13 protein-coding genes are annotated in these 16666 nt (G+C 72.1%); 11 read left to right on the forward strand and 2 right to left on the reverse strand.

Annotated elements, in window-relative coordinates; all coding sequences use genetic code 11:
- Nucleotides 1-3 precede the first annotated feature (3 nt).
- The 7 genes from O7607_RS21945 (at nt 4) to O7607_RS21975 (ending at nt 9656) form a co-directional block, all read left to right on the forward strand.
- Nucleotides 4-1308, forward strand: coding sequence for a cysteine desulfurase (locus tag O7607_RS21945; protein WP_269705051.1), 1305 nt, complete (start codon nt 4-6; stop codon nt 1306-1308).
- Nucleotides 1308-1781: a Fe-S cluster assembly sulfur transfer protein SufU gene (gene sufU, locus O7607_RS21950; RefSeq protein WP_269705052.1), complete on the forward strand. Its 474-nt coding sequence runs from the start codon at nt 1308-1310 to the stop codon at nt 1779-1781. The genes O7607_RS21945 and sufU overlap by 1 nt, the downstream gene beginning before the upstream one ends.
- An 11-nt stretch (nt 1782-1792) precedes the next feature.
- Entirely contained in the window at nt 1793-2209 is a 417-nt protein-coding gene (locus O7607_RS21955; RefSeq protein ID WP_442929537.1) for a metal-sulfur cluster assembly factor, read from the forward strand.
- 601 nt (nt 2210-2810) lie between these two features.
- On the forward strand, nt 2811-3503 hold the full coding sequence (locus O7607_RS21960) for a LysE family transporter (RefSeq protein ID WP_269705054.1): 693 nt from the start codon (nt 2811-2813) through the stop codon (nt 3501-3503).
- Nucleotides 3504-3853: 350 nt separating this feature from the next.
- Nucleotides 3854-7558, forward strand: coding sequence for a M12 family metallo-peptidase (locus O7607_RS21965; RefSeq protein WP_269705055.1), 3705 nt, complete (start codon nt 3854-3856; stop codon nt 7556-7558).
- Nucleotides 7559-7643: 85 nt separating this feature from the next.
- The gene (locus O7607_RS21970) at nt 7644-8282 is read left to right on the forward strand and encodes an acVLRF1 family peptidyl-tRNA hydrolase (protein WP_269705056.1); all 639 of its coding nucleotides are present in this window, start codon (nt 7644-7646) and stop codon (nt 8280-8282) included.
- Nucleotides 8283-8444: 162 nt separating this feature from the next.
- Nucleotides 8445-9656, forward strand: a complete 1212-nt coding sequence (locus O7607_RS21975) for an RCC1 domain-containing protein (RefSeq protein WP_269705057.1) — start codon at nt 8445-8447, stop codon at nt 9654-9656.
- Between the two features lie 69 nt (nt 9657-9725).
- On the opposite strand, the gene ypfJ is transcribed toward O7607_RS21975, so the two are convergent.
- Entirely contained in the window at nt 9726-10640 is a 915-nt protein-coding gene (ypfJ, locus tag O7607_RS21980; RefSeq protein WP_269707057.1) for a KPN_02809 family neutral zinc metallopeptidase, read from the reverse strand.
- A gap of 246 nt (nt 10641-10886) precedes the next feature.
- Here ypfJ and O7607_RS21985 point away from each other — a divergent pair, with 246 nt between their 5' ends.
- The 4 genes from O7607_RS21985 (at nt 10887) to O7607_RS22000 (ending at nt 15961) form a co-directional block, all read left to right on the forward strand.
- Entirely contained in the window at nt 10887-12494 is a 1608-nt protein-coding gene (locus O7607_RS21985) for an ABC-F family ATP-binding cassette domain-containing protein (RefSeq protein WP_064445312.1), read from the forward strand.
- Nucleotides 12495-12807: 313 nt separating this feature from the next.
- Nucleotides 12808-13035, forward strand: coding sequence for a helix-turn-helix domain-containing protein (locus O7607_RS21990; RefSeq protein ID WP_007072022.1), 228 nt, complete (start codon nt 12808-12810; stop codon nt 13033-13035).
- 43 nt (nt 13036-13078) lie between these two features.
- Entirely contained in the window at nt 13079-13846 is a 768-nt protein-coding gene (locus O7607_RS21995) for an enoyl-CoA hydratase/isomerase family protein (RefSeq protein WP_269705058.1), read from the forward strand.
- 132 nt (nt 13847-13978) lie between these two features.
- Nucleotides 13979-15961 carry an ABC transporter ATP-binding protein gene (locus O7607_RS22000; RefSeq protein ID WP_269707059.1) on the forward strand — a complete coding sequence of 661 codons (1983 nt, stop codon included), beginning with the start codon at nt 13979-13981 and terminating at the stop codon, nt 15959-15961.
- Between the two features lie 69 nt (nt 15962-16030).
- Here O7607_RS22000 and mug read toward each other — a convergent pair whose 3' ends face one another.
- Nucleotides 16031-16651, reverse strand: coding sequence for a G/U mismatch-specific DNA glycosylase (gene mug / locus O7607_RS22005; protein ID WP_269705059.1), 621 nt, complete (start codon nt 16649-16651; stop codon nt 16031-16033).
- Nucleotides 16652-16666 lie beyond the last annotated feature (15 nt).

Consider the following 16666-nt stretch of genomic DNA (forward strand, 5'->3'; position numbering starts at 1 on the left):
GACATGACCTCGATGGCCATCCCGGCGGGCATGCCGCAGTACGACGACGTGCCGCGCTTCGACGTGGCGAAGGTGCGGGCCGACTTCCCGATCCTCGACCGGGAGGTCAACGGCCACCCGCTGGTCTACCTGGACAGCGCGAACACCTCGCACAAACCGCGGCAGGTGCTCGACGTGCTCGCCGAGCACTACGCGCTGCACAATGCCAACGTGTCGCGCTCGGTGCACACGCTGGGCACCGAGGCGACCGAGGCCTACGAGGGCGCGCGGGCGAAGATCGCCGCGTTCATCAACGCACCGAGCGTGGACGAGGTGGTGTTCACCAAGAACTCCACCGAGGCGATCAACCTCGTGGCGTACGCGTTCTCCAACGCGTCGCTGCGCGCGGACGGCGACCCGCGGTTCCGGCTGGGCCCCGGCGACGAGATCGTGATCTCCGAGATGGAGCACCACTCGAACATCGTCCCGTGGCAGCTGCTGGCGGAGCGCACCGGCGCGACGCTGCGCTGGTTCCCGGTCACCGACCAGGGCCGGCTCGACGAGTCCGGCCTGGACGACCTGGTCACCGAGCGGACGAAGATCGTCTCGCTGGTGCACATGTCGAACATCCTCGGCACCGTCAACGCCACCGCGCGGATCACCGCGCGGGTCCGTGAGGTCGGCGCGCTGCTGCTGCTCGACTGCTCGCAGTCGGTGCCGCACCTGCCGATGGACGTGGTCGACTACGACGCCGACTTCATCGTCTTCACCGGGCACAAGATGTGCGGCCCGACCGGCATCGGCGTGCTCTGGGGCCGGGGCGAGCTGCTCGCCGCGATGCCCCCGGTGATGGGCGGCGGCTCGATGATCGAGACGGTGACCATGGCCGGCTCGACGTTCGCCGCGCCGCCGGCCCGGTTCGAGGCGGGCACCCCGCCGATCGCCGAGGCGGTGGCGCTCGGCGCGGCGGTCGACTACCTCACCGCGATCGGCATGCCGGCCATCCAGTGGCACGAGAAGGAGCTGACGGCGTACGCGCTGGACGCCCTCGCCACCGTGCCCGGCCTGCGGATCTTCGGCCCGACCGTGCCGGTGGGCCGGGGCGGGACGATCTCGTTCGCGCTCGGTGACGTGCACCCGCACGACGTCGGCCAGGTGCTCGACTCGCTCGGCGTGCAGGTGCGGGTGGGCCACCACTGCGCCCGGCCGGTGTGCACCCGCTTCGGGGTGCCGGCCACGACCCGGGCGTCGTTCTACCTCTACACCACCACGGCGGAGATCGACGCCCTGGTGGCGGGGCTGGAGCGGGTGCGGAAGGTATTCGACTGATGCAACTTGAATCTCTCTACCAAGAGATCATTTTGGACCACTACAAGCACCCGCACGGCCGTGGCCTGCGGGACGCGACGGACCCGGCCGCCCGGGTCGGCGAGGCGCACCACGTCAACCCGACCTGCGGCGACGAGATCACCGTGCGGGTGGCGACCGACGGCAGCGTGTTCACCGACATCTCGTACGACGGGATGGGCTGCTCGATCAGCCAGGCGTCGGCGAGCATCCTGCACGAGCTGCTGCGCGGCAAGGCCGCGAGCGACGCCGCGGTGGTGCACGAGGCGTTCGTGCAGTTGATGTCCGGGCGGGGCCAGGTCACGCCGGACGAGGACGTGCTCGGAGACGGGGTGGCGTTCGCGGGTGTCGCGCGCTACCCGGCCCGGGTGAAGTGCGCGCTGTTGTCGTGGATGGCGTTCAAGGACGCCGCGGCACGCGCCGGGGTGGGCGTGAGCCCGGAGGTGAAGGCATGAGCGACGAGAACATGACCCCCGAGACCGGCGCGGTGGCGACGGACGGCACTGCCGTCAACGGTGCTGTTGCCGACGGTGCGGACGCGGCGGCGCCGGCCGGCGGCAGGGCCGCGATCGGTGACATCGAGGAGGCGATGAAGGACGTCGTCGACCCCGAGCTGGGCATCAACGTGGTCGACCTGGGCCTGGTGTACGGCGTCCACGTCGATGACGACAACGTCGCCACCCTGGACATGACGCTGACCTCGGCGGCCTGCCCGCTGACCGACGTCATCGAGGACCAGGCCCGGCAGGCGCTGACCACCGGTCCCGGTGGCGGCCTCGTCAACGACATCCGGATCAACTGGGTCTGGCTGCCGCCGTGGGGCCCCGACAAGATCACCGACGAGGGGCGCGACCAGCTCCGCTCGCTCGGCTTCAACGTCTGACCGTTCCCGGTCACGCCGCGGGCGCGGCACCCCTACCGGGGGGTGCCGCGCCCGCGCTGCTTTCCCGCGCCCGGCACTGCCTTCCGCGCCCGCATGCTTCCCCGCCCCGCTTCCGAACCCCGCCCCTTTGTCCCCTCCGTTACTGAGTCCCCGCCGACCTCGCTTCCGTCCGCCTCTTCACACTCGTCAGCCAGGTTCCGCCGTCCTACTCAGGATCGCGTCCCAGCCAGCGAGAGTTCGCCTCCACTAGTCAGGAAAACCGAAGATCTTGGTAGGAAATGGCCCTCATGGGGGCCACTTCCTACCAAGATCTCCCCGAGCCGAGCCGAGCCGAGCCGAGCCGACGGCGCTGCACCGTTCCGACCACCCACGCCCCCCTCCCCGCGATCTTGCAGATCCTGCCCGGGCAGACCGGGCATTCCGACTGTCTTCGGGGCCGTAAGTGCAAGCTCGCGCGGAAATGGGTGGTGGGGTGGGGGAGGGGGGCGCAGGATGAGCCGGTGATCGAGGCGTACCCGACGCAGGTTTCTGTCCGTGCGGCCACCGCCGCACGCCGACAGCGCGCCCTGCCGCCGGCCGCCTCGCCCCACTTCCCGTCGTCGTGACCGGGGCGTTCCTGGCTGGCCTGGTCGCCGGCTACGGCGTCGCCATCCCGGTCGGCGCTATCGCGATCCTCATCCTCGGGCTCAGCGCGCGTACCTCGTTCCGCGTCGGTGCGGCGGCGGCGCTCGGCGTGGCCAGCGCCGACGGGCTCTACGCGGCCGTCGCGGCGCTGGGCGGGGCCGCGGTGGCGAGCGGCCTCGCGCCGGTCGCGGGTCCGCTGCGACTGGTCGCCGCGGGGGTGCTGCTGGCTCTCGCCTGCCTCACCGCCTGGCGTGCGCTGCGCCCATCCGCCCCGACGCCGGAGCCGAGCGTGGAAGGCGGACCGGCCGGGGAAGGCGGACCGGCCCGGGAAGGCCGGCCGCATCGGAAGGCGGCGGCGCGGGGTGGGCTGGACACGCCGGTGCGGGCGTTCGCCGCGGTCCTCGCGCTGACCCTGCTCAACCCGGCCACAGTGGTCTACTTCGTGGCGCTCGTCCTCGGCCGGGGTGACGTGCTCGGTGGCGGTCCCGCGGGCGCGGGCGCCTTCACCGCCGGGGTGTTCCTCGCCTCGGCGAGCTGGCAGTTGCTGATCGCCGGCGGCGGCACGCTGATCGGCCGGGCCCTCACCGGTCCCCGCGGGCGGCAGGTCACCGCGCTGCTGTCCAGTGTCATCATCGCCGTCCTCGCGGTCGCCACAGTGCTCGATGTCTGACCGACGTGGACAGGCCGATGTGTCGGCCCGATTGCGGGCCGGTTCATGATCCGTTACCCAGGGATCGGCCGAAACGGCAGTTGCGGACGACGGAAGGAGCCGTTCCGGTTCCGCGTCCGACCACAGGTGCCCTTGGTCGTCAGGCCGGCCGTGCCGGGCCTGCGAAGCGCGGATCCCGCAAGCCGGGACGACCCGGATCACCGTCCAGACAGAACCGCATCCTCTTTGCGGGTGATGTTCGAAGTCGCGAGTGGTCCTAGGGTCACGGAACAATCCGTGGACCGTTCACGTACGGCCGGTCATCCCCGCCGGTCGCGCGTCAGTCCACATCGATCGAACAGGGAGAAAACTTGAGGATCACCCTGTGGCGTCCGCCGCGCGACCGGCAACCCGCCGGACGGTCTCGGCGCGGACGGACCGCTGCCCTCCTCGTCGCCGCGCTGGCCGCGGCGACGCTTCCCGTTCTGGCGGCGCCCGCGCCCGCCTCCGCCGCTCCCGGCGTCCACGGACCGTGGCAGAAGGTGGACGGCAAACCGGCGGCCACGAAGGCGGGCCGCAAGGCGGCGATCAAGGCCAAGCGACTGGCCGCGTACAAGCTGGACCGCGGCACCATGAAGGGCCTGTTGGACGAGGCGCCGGCGGAGAAGCGCGTGGCGGTCGCCCGCGTGCCGAAGCAGGTGGTGTCGCTGCCCGCTCCGGACGGCACGTTCCAGCGCTTCGAGCTGGTCGACTCGCCGGTCATGGAGGCCGGCCTGGCCGCGAAGCACCCGGACATCACCACGTACGCCGGCAAGGGCCTGGACGACCCGACCGCGACCATCCGGGCGGACCTCACCCCGCTCGGGTTCCACGCCTCGGTCCGCTCGGCCAAGGGCAACTGGTACATCGACCCGTACTACCAGCGCGACCAGAGCCTGTACGCGAGCTACTTCGCCCGCGACCTGGAGCACCCGGAGGGCGAGTTCGTCGAGCGTGAGGACGTCACTCAGGAGGCGCACGCGCTGGCCGAGGAGATCGCCGAGGCGGAGGTGCCGGCCGGGCCGCTGGTGAAGCTGCGCACCTACCGGGTGGCGCTGGTGACCGACCCGTCGTACGCCACCTACTTCGGCGCGGAGAACGTCACCGCCGCGAAGGTGACGCTGATGAACCGGGTCACCCAGATCTACGAGGACGAGACGGCGATCCGGCTCGTCCTGATCAACGACACCGACAAGACGAACCTGAACACGCCGGCCCTGGCCACCGAGCCGAACGGCCCGTGCGGCGCGGCGGCCTGCTTCACGCCGGCGCAGCTCACCTCCTGCGGCGGCGGCACGCTCAGCCGTAACCGGATTGTGCTCGGCCAGCTGGTCGGCGCGAGCAACTACGACGTGGGCCACATCGGCCTGGGCGTCAACGGTGGCGGCGTGGCCAGCCTCGGTGTGATCGGCGGCAACGGCAAGGCGCAGGGCTGCACCGGCCTGCCGACACCGGTCGGTGACTTCTACGCGGTCGACTACGTCTCGCACGAGATGGGTCACCAGTTCGCCGGCAACCACACCTTCAACGGCACGCAGTACAACTGCTCGGGCGGCAACCGCAGCGCGGCCAACTCGTACGAGCCGGGCAGCGGTTCGTCGATCATGGCGTACGCGGGCATCTGCCAGCAGGACAACCTCCAGCCGCACAGCGACCCGTACTGGTCGCACCGCAGCTACACCGAGATCATCAACTACGTCACGTCGAACCGCCCGGCCATCAACGAGGTGCAGACCGTCTCGCTGTACGGGTTCGACGCCGACGGCGACTCGTTCACCGTCAGCTACGCGGGCACCGACTCGGCGCCGATCGTGCGGGGCGTCAACTACACCACCGCCGGCATCAAGGCCGCCATCGAGGGCATCGCCGGCTGGCCGGCCGGCGCGACGGTCACCGTGGCCGCCTTCGGTGGCAGCGGCACGCTCAACGACAACGGCTTCCAGGTGACCTTCGGCGGCACGCTGGCCACCACGAACGTGGCGGCGCTGGAGCTGACGAACGCCTCCGGTGCCTCGGGCTTCGTCGGCGAGACGGCGAAGGGCGGCGCCATCGACAACGGCGGCTGGCTGGTCGAGGAGACCACCAACCACGCGCCGGTGGTCACCGTGCCGGACACCGTCACCATCCCGGTGCGGACGCCGTTCGCGCTGACCGGCAGCGCCACCGACGCCGACGGCGACACGGTGACGTACCTGTGGGAGCAGAACGACAGGGGCGCCACGACCGGGACCGCGCTGACGAACAACACGAAGGTCAACGGCCCGCTGTTCCGGGTGTTCAGCGAGGCGGCGATCGTGTCCCCGACGGACACGCTGAAGTACTACTCGCCGGGTCTGAACGCGGTCACCACCGACTCGACCCGGGTCTTCCCGGACATGCGGCAGATCCTGGCCGGCAACACCAACGCGGCCACCGGCGCCTGCCCGGCGGCCCCGGCACCCCCGGCCACCGGTGGCGCCTCGAACGTGCCGGCCGAGCTGGTCGACTGCTACTCCGAGTTCCTGCCCACCCGCGACTGGGTCGGCATCGCGGGCGACCGGACCCTGCACTTCAAGCTCACCGCCCGGGACGGGCGACTGGGTGGCGGCGGCATCGGCAGCGGCGACGTCTCCGTGGTGCTGGCGCCGGACGCGGGTCCGTTCCTGGTGACCTCGCAGGGCACCGGCGCGGTCCTGGACGGCGGCTCGGCCCAGACCGTGACGTGGGACGTGGCCGGCACCGACGTGGCGCCGGTGAACGCCGCGCAGGTGAAGATCTCGCTGTCCGCCGACGGCGGGCTGACCTTCCCGTACGTGCTGGCGGAGCAGACCGCCAACACCGGCTCGGCGACGGTGACGCTGCCGAACGTGGCGACCGGGAAGGCCCGGATCAAGATCGAGGCGGTCGGCAACGTTTTCTTCGACGTCAACGACGCCGACTTCACCATCCGGTCCGCCCCGGCCGTCACCAGCACCGCCCCGGACGGCGGCGTGAACGTGCAGTACAGCGACGCGCTCTCGCCCGCCGTCACGGTGACCGCCACCGACGGCGACACCACGGGCGCGGACCTGACCGTCGCCGCCACCGGGCTGCCCGCCGGCCTGTCCCTGGCCGTCACGAGCACCTCGGCGACGGACGCCCGCCCGGGTACGCGTACCTGGACGGTCGCCGGCACCACCACGGCGGCGCCGGGCGACTACCCGGTCACCGTGACCGTCTCCGACGGCTCCGGGCTGACCGGCAGCACCTCGTTCATCGTCACCGTCGCCCCGGAGGACGCGGCGGTCAGCTGGGCCGGTGACACGCTCGTGAACACCGCGACCGGCGGCACGTCGGGCCAGGCCCTGCTGCGGGCCGTGCTCCGGGACAGCTCGGTGCTGCCCGGCGCCCCGGACACCACCGCCGGTGACATCCGGACCGCCACCGTCACCTTCACCTCCGGCGGCGTGACGCTGTGCACCGCCGTGCCGGCCCTGCTCGGCACGGCCACCACCACCGCGTCCGCGGCGTGCACGGCCACCCTGCCGAAGGGCAGGCACACCGTCACCGCGACTGTGGGCGGCACCTACACGGGCAGCACCACCGCCCAGGTGACGGTCGCCGTCTCCGACGGCGGGTTCCTCACCGGCGGCGGCGAGTTCACCGCCGCCCGCTCGGCGGGGGCATACCCGGCCGACGTGAACTCCACAGTCGAGGTGGAGCTGAACGCGAAGCCGGGCAAGGCGAACAAGCCCGCCACGGGCAAGGCCGAGGTCGAGTTCCGCTCCGGCGGGAAGGCGTACACGATCAAGGCCGGCACCGTCGACGCGCTCGGCGTCACCTCGGCGGGCAAGGTCGCCCAGGTGCGTTACCAGGCCGCCCTGTACGACAACAAGGGCAAGCTGGTGGCCGCCGGCCTGACCCTGGCCGTGACGGTGACCGACCGGGGCGCCCCCGGTCGGAACGACACCGTCGGGGTGACGCTCTGGAACGGCGGCTCGCTGCTGTTCTCGTCCGACTGGACGGGCGGCGGCACCGCCGAGGTCAAAGTGAAGGGCGGCAACCTCACCGTCCACTGATCCACGCGGTAGACGCGGGAGGGCACCGGTCACGGTGTCCTCCCGCGTTGCGTTCCCGGCTCCGTCGATGGCGTACCGTCGGGCCATGAGCAGCCGACCCGCCGCGGGGGGTGGCCGGTGGGTCGAGGTCGACCCCGGCCGCGTCGCCCGCTGGGTCGAGGGCTTCACCGACCGGCACGGCCCGCCGACCACGACCGTGCACGAGTACGGGCTGCTGCTCACCGCCCCGGACGGCGCCACCGCCGAGCTGCACACCCCGCCCGGCGCGAGCGCGTCGGCGGACGTACCCGGATTCGTCGCCTCCGCCACGGCGGCCCGCCGGCTCGGTCTGCTCCTGGCCCGCAAGGGCGCTGTCGCGGTCGGCGTCGCCGACGGCACCGACCTGGTGGTCTCCAAGGTGGACACCCGGTACGTGCAGGGCCGGACCGCGGCGGGCGGCTGGTCCCAGCAGCGGTTCGCCCGGCGGCGCGACAACCAGGCGAAGGCCGCGCTGGGCGACGCGGCCGAGCTGGCGGTACGCCTGCTGTTGCCGGAGGCGGGCACGCTGGCGTCGCTGGTCTGCGGCGGCGACCGGCGCGCGGTGGACACGGTGCTGGCCGACCGCCGGCTGGCCCCGCTCGCGGCGCTGCGCGCGCCGCGCCTGCTCGACGTGCCGGAACCCCGGCACGCGGTGCTGGTGGCCGCCGTCGCCGCCGCCCGGGCGGTCCACATCCTGGTCCGCTGAACAGGAAAGATCACCTCAAGACGACTCAATCCCGCTTCTCGAAGGTGCATCGAACCGACTCGATGCCTATCGTCGGTGTCACGAAGCCGGGTCTCCGGGCGACCCGCAGGGCAGCTTCGCCTCCGCCATCACGTGCCGACATCGTTGGGAGAGAACAACTTCATGAGCGGATATCAGGACGGCCGGCTGCGTGCCCGGTGGCGCCGTGCGACGAGGCTCCTCGTCGCGGCGGCGGCGGTGAGCGCCGGAAGCCTCGTGCTCACCACCGCACTCACGGCCGGTACGGCGAACGCGGGCCCGGCGCAGCGCGCCGCCCTCGCCGCGCCCACCGTCAGCAGCGTCACCGCGGGCGGCGCGCACACGTGCGCGATCAGCACCGACGGGGGCCTGTGGTGCTGGGGCTCGAACTACGGCGGTCAGCTCGGCGACGGGACCACCACGAACCGCAGCGCCCCGACGCAGGTCGGCACCGCCACCTGGACGAACGTCGACGCCGGCTCCGGGCACACCTGCGCGGTCCGCACGGACGGGACGCTGTGGTGCTGGGGCTCGAACTTCCGGGGCCAGCTCGGCGACGGGAGCACCACCAGCCGCAGCACCCCGGTGCAGGTCGGCACCGCGACCACCTGGGCCCGGGTCGACGCCGGCCCCCAGCACACCTGCGCGATCCGCACCGACGGCACGCTCTGGTGCTGGGGCTTCAACCGGACCACCCAGCTGGGCGTCGGCGCCTCGCCGTACGTCGCGAACACTCCGCTGCAGGTCGGCACGGCCACCGACTGGGTGAGCGTCTCGACCGGCTACGGGCACACCTGCGGCATCCGGACCGGCGGCACGCTCTGGTGCTGGGGGGCCAGCTCGGACGGCCAGCTCGGGCTCGGCAACCTGACGCCCCAGACCGCGCCCGCGCAGGTCGGCACCGCGACCGGGTGGACCGGCGTCGCGGCCGGGTACGCGCACACCTGCGGGGTCCGCTCCGGCGCGCTGTGGTGCTGGGGTGAGAACGGTTACGGGCAGCTCGGCGTGAGCGGCACCTATCGGACCGCGCCGGTGCAGATCGGCACCGCCACCACCTGGAACCGGATCGCCGCCAGCAGCGACACGTCCTGCGCGTCGCGTACCGACGGCACCCTGTGGTGCTGGGGCAAGAACTCGGCCGGCCAGGTGGGCGACGGCAGCACCACCCACCGGTCCGCGCCCGCCCAGGTCGGTAGCGCCACCAGCTGGACCGGCGGCCTCGCGGTCACCGATCACGGCTGCGCGATCCGTACCGACGCCGGCCTGTGGTGCTGGGGCGACAACAGCGGGGGCCAGCTCGGTGACGGGACGACCGTCAACCGGTCCACCCCGGGTCAGGTGACAGTGCCGGCCTGACCGGTCCCGGAAACGACATCGGCCCGCACCGCCGTTTGCGGCGGTGCGGGCCGATGCGGTCTGCGGGGATCAGGCCCCCGAACCGAAGGTGTCGCAGGACTTCGGGTCACCGGTGGTGAAGCCCTTGGTGAACCACTGCTTGCGCTGCTCCGAGGTGCCGTGGGTGAACTCGTCCGGGTTCACCGGCCGGCCGGAGCGCTCCTGGATCGCGTCGTCGCCGATCTTCTCAGCGGCGTCGATGGCCTGCGAGATGTCCTCCTCGGTGATGCTCTTGAAGATCTTCTGCCCGCGGTCGTCGGCGGTGCCGGTGGCGTTCTTCGCCCACGCGCCGGCGTAGCAGTCGGCCTGCAGCTCCAGCTTCACCGACAGCGCGTTCGCGCTCTTCGGGTCGCGCTCCTGCTGGCGGCGCATCTGCGCCTCGGTGCCGAGCAGGTCCTGCACGTGGTGGCCGTACTCGTGGGCCAGCACGTACGGCTGGGCGAACTCGCCCTTGGCGCCGAGCTGGTCGGCCAGCAGCCGGTAGAACGTGAGATCGATGTAGACCTGGTCGTCGGCCGGGCAGTAGAACGGGCCCACGCCGGAGTCGGCGGCGCCGCAGGCGGTGCTGACGTTCTGGCTGAAGAACACGGTCTTCGACGGCTTGTACTGCTCGCCGAACGCCTCCGGCATCGCGGTACGCCAGTACGCCTGGATCGAGTTGACGTAGAGGGTGTTGCGGCAGTCGAGCTGCTCCAGTGCGTCCTGTGCCGAGCACTTCTGCTCCAGCGAGGTGTTGTCGCCCTGCTCGGAGCCGCCGCCGTTGGTGGCGGCGTTGAGGCCGAAGCCGCCGCCCACCAGGGCGACCAGTACGGCGATGATGATGCCCACGATCCCGCCCCGGCCGCCGCCGATCGGGATCGGAATGCCCATCCCGCCGCCTCCGCCGGACCCTCGCCGGTCGTCCACCTGGCTGGTGTCGACCCGCGCGTTCTCGTTCAGCTCCATGTTGACCCCGATCACCGATGTGTCCGTTTGTGATGGTTGCGGTACCGGACCGGGTCCGGACGGCGGGTTTCGTACCCGATGATCTTGCACGGTAATCCGGGGGAGGGGGCCCGCGGGGACCGGTACACTTGCCCCCGTGCTGCGCTGCGAAGGCTGAACCGCCCCGCGCCGACGGGAAATTCCACCCGCCGGCGCTTTCGCGTGCCCTGAATCAGCCCTTCCGGACCCGAGAGCGAGTACTCCGAGATGATCACTGCCACCGGCCTGGAACTGCGCGCCGGTTCCCGGATCCTGCTGTCCGACACCACCCTGCGGGTGCAGCCGGGGGACCGGATCGGCCTGGTCGGCCGCAACGGCGCCGGCAAGACCACCACCCTGAAGGTGCTCGCCGGGGAGGGGCAGCCGTACGGCGGCCAGATCGACCGGCGCAGCGCCATCGGCTACCTGCCGCAGGACCCACGTACCGGTGACCTGGACGTCACCGGCCGGGACCGGGTGCTCTCCGCCCGCGGGCTGGACGTGCTCATGGCGCAGATGAAGGAGCTGGAGAACAAGCTCGCCGAGGGCGCCGACGACGAGCGGCTGGTCCGCCGCTACGGTGCGCTGGAGGACCAGTTCGCCTCGCTCGGCGGCTACGCGGCCGAGGCCGAGGCGGCCCGCATCTGCGCCAACCTCGGCCTGCCCGACCGCGCTCTGGCGCAGACCATCGGCACGCTCTCCGGCGGTCAGCGCCGCCGCATCGAGCTGGCCCGGATCCTGTTCCGCGACGCCGGCGAGAACGGCGGCGGCATCCTGCTGCTCGACGAGCCCACGAACCACCTCGACGCCGACTCGATCACCTGGCTGCGCGGGTTCCTCGCCAACCACAAGGGCGGCCTGATCGTGATCTCCCACGACGCCTCGCTGCTGGAGGCCGTGGTCAACAAGGTCTGGTTCCTGGACGCCACCCGGTCCGTGGTCGACACGTACAACCTGGGGTGGAAGGCGTACCTGGAGGCGCGCGAGACCGACGAGCGGCGCCGCCGCCGGGAGCGCGCAAACGCCGAGAAGAAGGCCGGCGCCCTGATGGCGCAGGCGGACAAGATGCGGGCCAAGGCCACCAAGACCGTCGCCGCGCAGAACATGGCCCGGCGCGCCGAGCGCCTGCTCTCCGGCCTGGACGAGGTCCGCGTCGCGGACAAGGTCGCGAAGGTACGGTTCCCGAGCCCCGCGCCGTGCGGCAAGACGCCGCTGACCGCGACTGGCCTGTCCAAGTCGTACGGGTCGCTGGAGATCTTCACCGACGTCAACGTGGCGGTCGACCGGGGTTCCCGGGTGGCCATCCTCGGCCTCAACGGCGCCGGCAAGACCACGCTGCTGCGGATGCTCGGCGGGCTGCTGGAGCCGGACACCGGCGAGGTACGCCCCGGGCACGGGCTGCGGCTGGGCTACTACGCCCAGGAGCACGAGACGCTCGACGTGGACCGGACGATCCTGGAGCACATGCGCAGTGCCGCGTCCGACCAGACCGACACCGACCTGCGCAAGATCCTCGGCGCGTTCCTGTTCTCCGGCGAGGACGTGGACAAGCCGGCGGGTGTGCTCTCCGGCGGTGAGAAGACCCGGCTGGCGCTGGCCACGCTGGTCTGCTCCGGCGCCAACGTGCTGCTGCTGGACGAGCCGACGAACAACCTCGACCCGGTCAGCCGGGAGCAGGTGCTCGACGCGATCGCCCGCTATCCGGGCGCGATCGTGCTGGTCACGCACGACCCGGGCGCGGTCAGCGCGCTCAAGCCGGACCGCGCGATCCTGCTGCCCGACGGCGACGAGGACGCCTGGTCCGACGACCTGCTGGAGCTGGTCGAGCTGGCCTGACCCCGCCCGCCCTCCTCCCCCCACCCCCCAGGGCACTCTGCTGGTCGATCATGAAGGTGGCGGCATTTTTGGAGATCCACATCGCCGTCAACTTCATGATCGACGGGGTGGGGGGGGGCGACCGTGGTGCCGCGTGTCGCTCGTCCGGCGGGGCGGTACGGATCAGCCGACCGGAAGGATCACTCTATCGGGAAGCTGACATTGCGTAGCGTGTCGGTTGGCGAATAGTTGATATCTGGCGCATGATCGTCCGAGGCGGTCTAATAGGTGGGACCGTATCCGAACCGCACAGTCTGGGACGTGAGGAATCAGCATGGCAGCCACCGGCACAGCCACCAGCACTGAGAAGGGTCGCCGGATCGTCGGGGCCGAGCGTCAGACGCTCGCCAAAGACCTGGTAAAGCGGTACACCGGCGGAGAGAGCATTCGTGCTCTGGCGGCCTCGACCGGCCGTTCCTACGGGTTCATCCACCGGGTGCTCACCGAGTCCGGGGTGCAGCTGCGGCAGCGCGGCGGCGCCCGGCGCCGGAAGAAGGCGTGACCCGCCCCCCAGCGTCGTCCACCAGCGCGTTGCGGGGCGTCCGGTGACCGCCGAGACGACCGGAGTGCGCTTCGACTGCGACGGGCCGGTCGCGACGGTGACGTTGTGCCGGCCCGACGTACTGAACGCCCAGACCCCGGCGATGTGGCGCGCGATGAGTGACTTCTCCCGCGACCTGCCCGGCGACGTGCGCGTCGTCGTCGTACGCGGGGAGGGGCGCGCCTTCTCCGCGGGCCTGGACCTGGCGGTCGCCGGTGCGACCGGGCCGGGCTCCTTCGCCGAGCTGGCCGCGATGCCGGAGGCGGAGTGCACCGGCCGGATCGCCGACTACCAGGGTGGGTTCACCTGGCTGCACCGGCCGGACGTGGTGTCGATCGCCGCCGTGCAGGGCCACGCCATCGGTGCCGGCTTCCAGCTGGCGCTGGCCTGCGACATGCGGGTGCTCGCCGCCGACGCGAAGCTCTCGATGGCCGAGGTGACCCTCGGCCTGGTTCCCGACCTGGCCGGCACGCGCCGCCTGGTCGAGCTGGTCGGCTACTCCCGGGCGCTGGAGATCTGCGCCACCGGCCGCCGGATGGACGCCGCCGAGGCGGACCGGATCGGCCTGGCCACGCTCGTGGTGCCGAACGACGAGCTGGACGGCGCCGTGCGTGATCTGTCCGCCGGGCTGCTCGCGAACAACCGGGACGCGATCGTCGAGATCAAGGCGCTGCTCGCGGGCGCGGCCGTACGCTCGCACGCCGAGCAGCAGCGCGCCGAGCGGGAGGCGCAGACCCGGCGGATCCGGGACCTGGCCGGGCGGGGCGAATAGCCGGTACGGCGATTTCGTAAGGACCGTCCGGGAAGATCTGGGTTACTCGCGAGGTTGTCACAGGCGTCGGGAGAATGGACTCCGACGGTTCATGCTGCCCCGACGACCCGGAGGTGACGAGTGTCCCACCCGATGGCCGGCGGCGGCATGGGCGGCTGGAGCATGCTCCGGTCGCTGCGCAACCGCGACGAGGTCTCCGCACACGAGCTCAAGCGCGGCACCGCCCGGCGGATCGTCGCGTTCGCCCGGCCCTACCGGCGCGACATCGTCGTCTTCCTGATGACCGTGGTCATCGCCGCGGTGATCGGCGTGGCCACGCCGCTGCTCGCCGGCGACGTCATCGACGCGATCGCCGGCGGTGGCCCCGACGCCCGCTCGACTGTGGTCCGCCTCGCCCTGATCATCGCCGCGCTCGCCGTGGCCGACGCGCTGTTCTCGCTGGTCCAGCGGTGGTATTCGGCCCGCATCGGCGAGGGCATCATCCTCGACCTGCGCACCCGGGTGTACGACCACGTCCAGCGGATGCCGCTGCAGTTCTTCACCCGCACCCAGACCGGCGCCCTGGTCAGCCGGCTCAACAACGACGTGCTCGGCGCCCAGCGGGCGTTCACCTCGACGCTGTCCGGCGTGGTCAGCAACGTCATCCAGCTCGTGCTCACCGCCGGGGCGATGCTCGTGCTGTCCTGGCAGATCACCGTGCTGGCGCTGGTGCTGCTGCCGATCTTCATCATCCCGGCCCGCCGGGTCGGCCGGCGACTGGCCGAGATCACCCGCGAGTCCTACAACCTCGACGCCAAGATGAACGCCACGATGACCGAGCGGTTCGGCGTCGCGGGCGCGCTCCTGGTCAAGCTGTTCGGCGCGCCGGAGGTGGAGGCCGACCGGTTCGCCCGCCGGGCCGAGCGGGTGCGCGACATCGGCATCCAGTCCGCGATGTACTCGCGGACGTTCTTCGTGGCGATGCTGCTCGTCGCGTCGCTGGCCCAGGCGCTGACGTACGGCGTCGGCGGCTGGCTGGCCGTCACCGGTGCGGTCAGCGCCGGCACCGTGGTCAAGCTGGCACTGCTGCTGACCCGCCTCTACGGCCCGCTGACCGCCCTGTCGAACGTCCGGGTCGACGTGATGAGCGCGCTCGTCTCCTTCGACCGGGTCTTCGAGGTGCTCGACCTGCGCCCGTCCATCACCGAGAAGCCGGACGCGGTGCCGGTGCCGCGCGGCAACGGCCGGGTCGAGTTCCGCGACGTGCGGTTCCGTTACCCGAGCGCCGCCGAGGTGTCGCTCGCCTCCCTGGAGGAGGTCTCGACCCTCGACCGGACGGTCAACGAGCCGGTGCTCAAGGGCGTCTCGTTCGCTGTCGAGCCGGGGCAGATGGTGGCGCTGGTCGGCCCCTCCGGGGCGGGCAAGTCGACGCTGTCCATGCTCATCTCCCGGATCTACGACGTCAGCGACGGCCAGGTGCTCGTCGGTGGCGTCGACGTACGGGACGCCACGCTCGCCTCGCTGCGCGACGAGATCGGCGTGGTCACGCAGGACTCGCACCTGTTCCACGAGACGATCCGGGAGAACCTGCGCTACGCCAAGCCCGACGCCACCGACGACGAGATCTGGGCGGCGCTGGCCGGTGCGCAGGTCGCCGACCTGGTCCGGGCGCTGCCGGACGGGCTCGACACGACGGTCGGGGAGCGGGGCTACCGCTTCTCCGGCGGCGAGAAGCAGCGCATCGCCATCGCCCGGCTGCTGCTCAAGGCCCCGTCGATCGTGATCCTCGACGAGGCCACCGCCCACCTGGACTCGGAGAGCGAGGCGGCGGTGCAGCGGGCGTTGTCGGTGGCGCTGACCGGGCGTACCGCACTGGTCATCGCCCACCGGCTCTCCACCGTCCGCGACGCCGACCAGATTCTCGTGCTCGACGAGGGCCGGATCGTGGAGCGCGGCCGGCACGACGAGCTGGTGGCCGTCGGCGGCCTGTACGCCGAGCTGTACCGCACCCAGTTCGCGGTCACCGACTCGCCCGCGCCCCACGCCGAGGCCGAGCAGCCCGAGCCGGTGGTGACCACCGTGCCGATGGGCACCTACGTCGCCCACGAGGCCATGCCCCCGGCCGCTGCCAACTAGCGGACCGGCCAGGCGGCGCTCCCGGTGCCGGCCGAGCCGGCGGCGGCCCCGCCGGCACCGGGCCGACGCCTAACCCGTGACGACCGCGGCGCGCAGCTCGGCGAACGCGGCACCCAGCGTCTCCGGGGTGAAGTGGGCGTTCAGACCGCTCGGGTTGGGCAGCACCCAGAGCCGGGCCGCCGCGAGCGTCTCCGCCTGCGGCCCGAACGCCGCCTTGGGCCGGGCGAACCCGATCCGGTACGCGGTCACCCCGACCACCGCCACCCAGCGCGGCCGGTAGTGCTCGACCTTCGCGGTGAGCGTGGCGGCGCCGTCGACCAGTTCGTCGGCGGTGAGTTCGTCGGCGCGGGCACTGGCCCGGGCCACCATGTTGGTGATGCCGAGGCCCAGCGCCGGAAGCGTGTCCTGTTCGCTGGGGTGCAGCAGCCGCGGCGTGAAGCCGCCCCGGTGCAGGGCGGGCCAGAACCGGTTGCCCGGGCGGGCGAAGTGCCAGCCGGTGGCCGCCGACCACAGGCCCGGGTTGATGCCGACGAACAGCACGTCCAGACCGGGTGCGATCACGTCGGGCAGCAGCCGGTCGGCCGCCGCCGCGAGCTGCTCACGGCTGGGCCGGGGGTGGCGGCGGGCGGGCGTCCCCGGTCCCGGCGCCGCCTCGGGCCGCTTACCGGCCGGTCGCCGCCGATCGCTCACCGGCCCACCGACCCG

Origin of the sequence: Micromonospora sp. WMMA1949 (assembly GCF_027460145.1) — a bacterium.
In the GTDB taxonomy this organism is placed as follows: domain Bacteria; phylum Actinomycetota; class Actinomycetes; order Mycobacteriales; family Micromonosporaceae; genus Micromonospora.

Coding starts and splice junctions, on each gene's coding strand:
- O7607_RS21990 (WP_007072022.1), top strand. CDS start 12,808: ATGGCAGCCACCGGCACAGCCACCAGCACTGAGAAGGGTCGCCGGATC.
- O7607_RS21945 (WP_269705051.1), top strand. CDS start 4: ATGACCTCGATGGCCATCCCGGCGGGCATGCCGCAGTACGACGACGTG.
- O7607_RS21970 (WP_269705056.1), top strand. CDS start 7,644: ATGAGCAGCCGACCCGCCGCGGGGGGTGGCCGGTGGGTCGAGGTCGAC.
- O7607_RS21975 (WP_269705057.1), top strand. CDS start 8,445: ATGAGCGGATATCAGGACGGCCGGCTGCGTGCCCGGTGGCGCCGTGCG.
- O7607_RS21985 (WP_064445312.1), top strand. CDS start 10,887: ATGATCACTGCCACCGGCCTGGAACTGCGCGCCGGTTCCCGGATCCTG.
- O7607_RS22000 (WP_269707059.1), top strand. CDS start 13,979: ATGGCCGGCGGCGGCATGGGCGGCTGGAGCATGCTCCGGTCGCTGCGC.
- O7607_RS21955 (WP_442929537.1), top strand. CDS start 1,793: ATGACCCCCGAGACCGGCGCGGTGGCGACGGACGGCACTGCCGTCAAC.
- ypfJ (WP_269707057.1), bottom strand. CDS start 10,640: ATGGAGCTGAACGAGAACGCGCGGGTCGACACCAGCCAGGTGGACGAC.
- sufU (WP_269705052.1), top strand. CDS start 1,308: ATGCAACTTGAATCTCTCTACCAAGAGATCATTTTGGACCACTACAAG.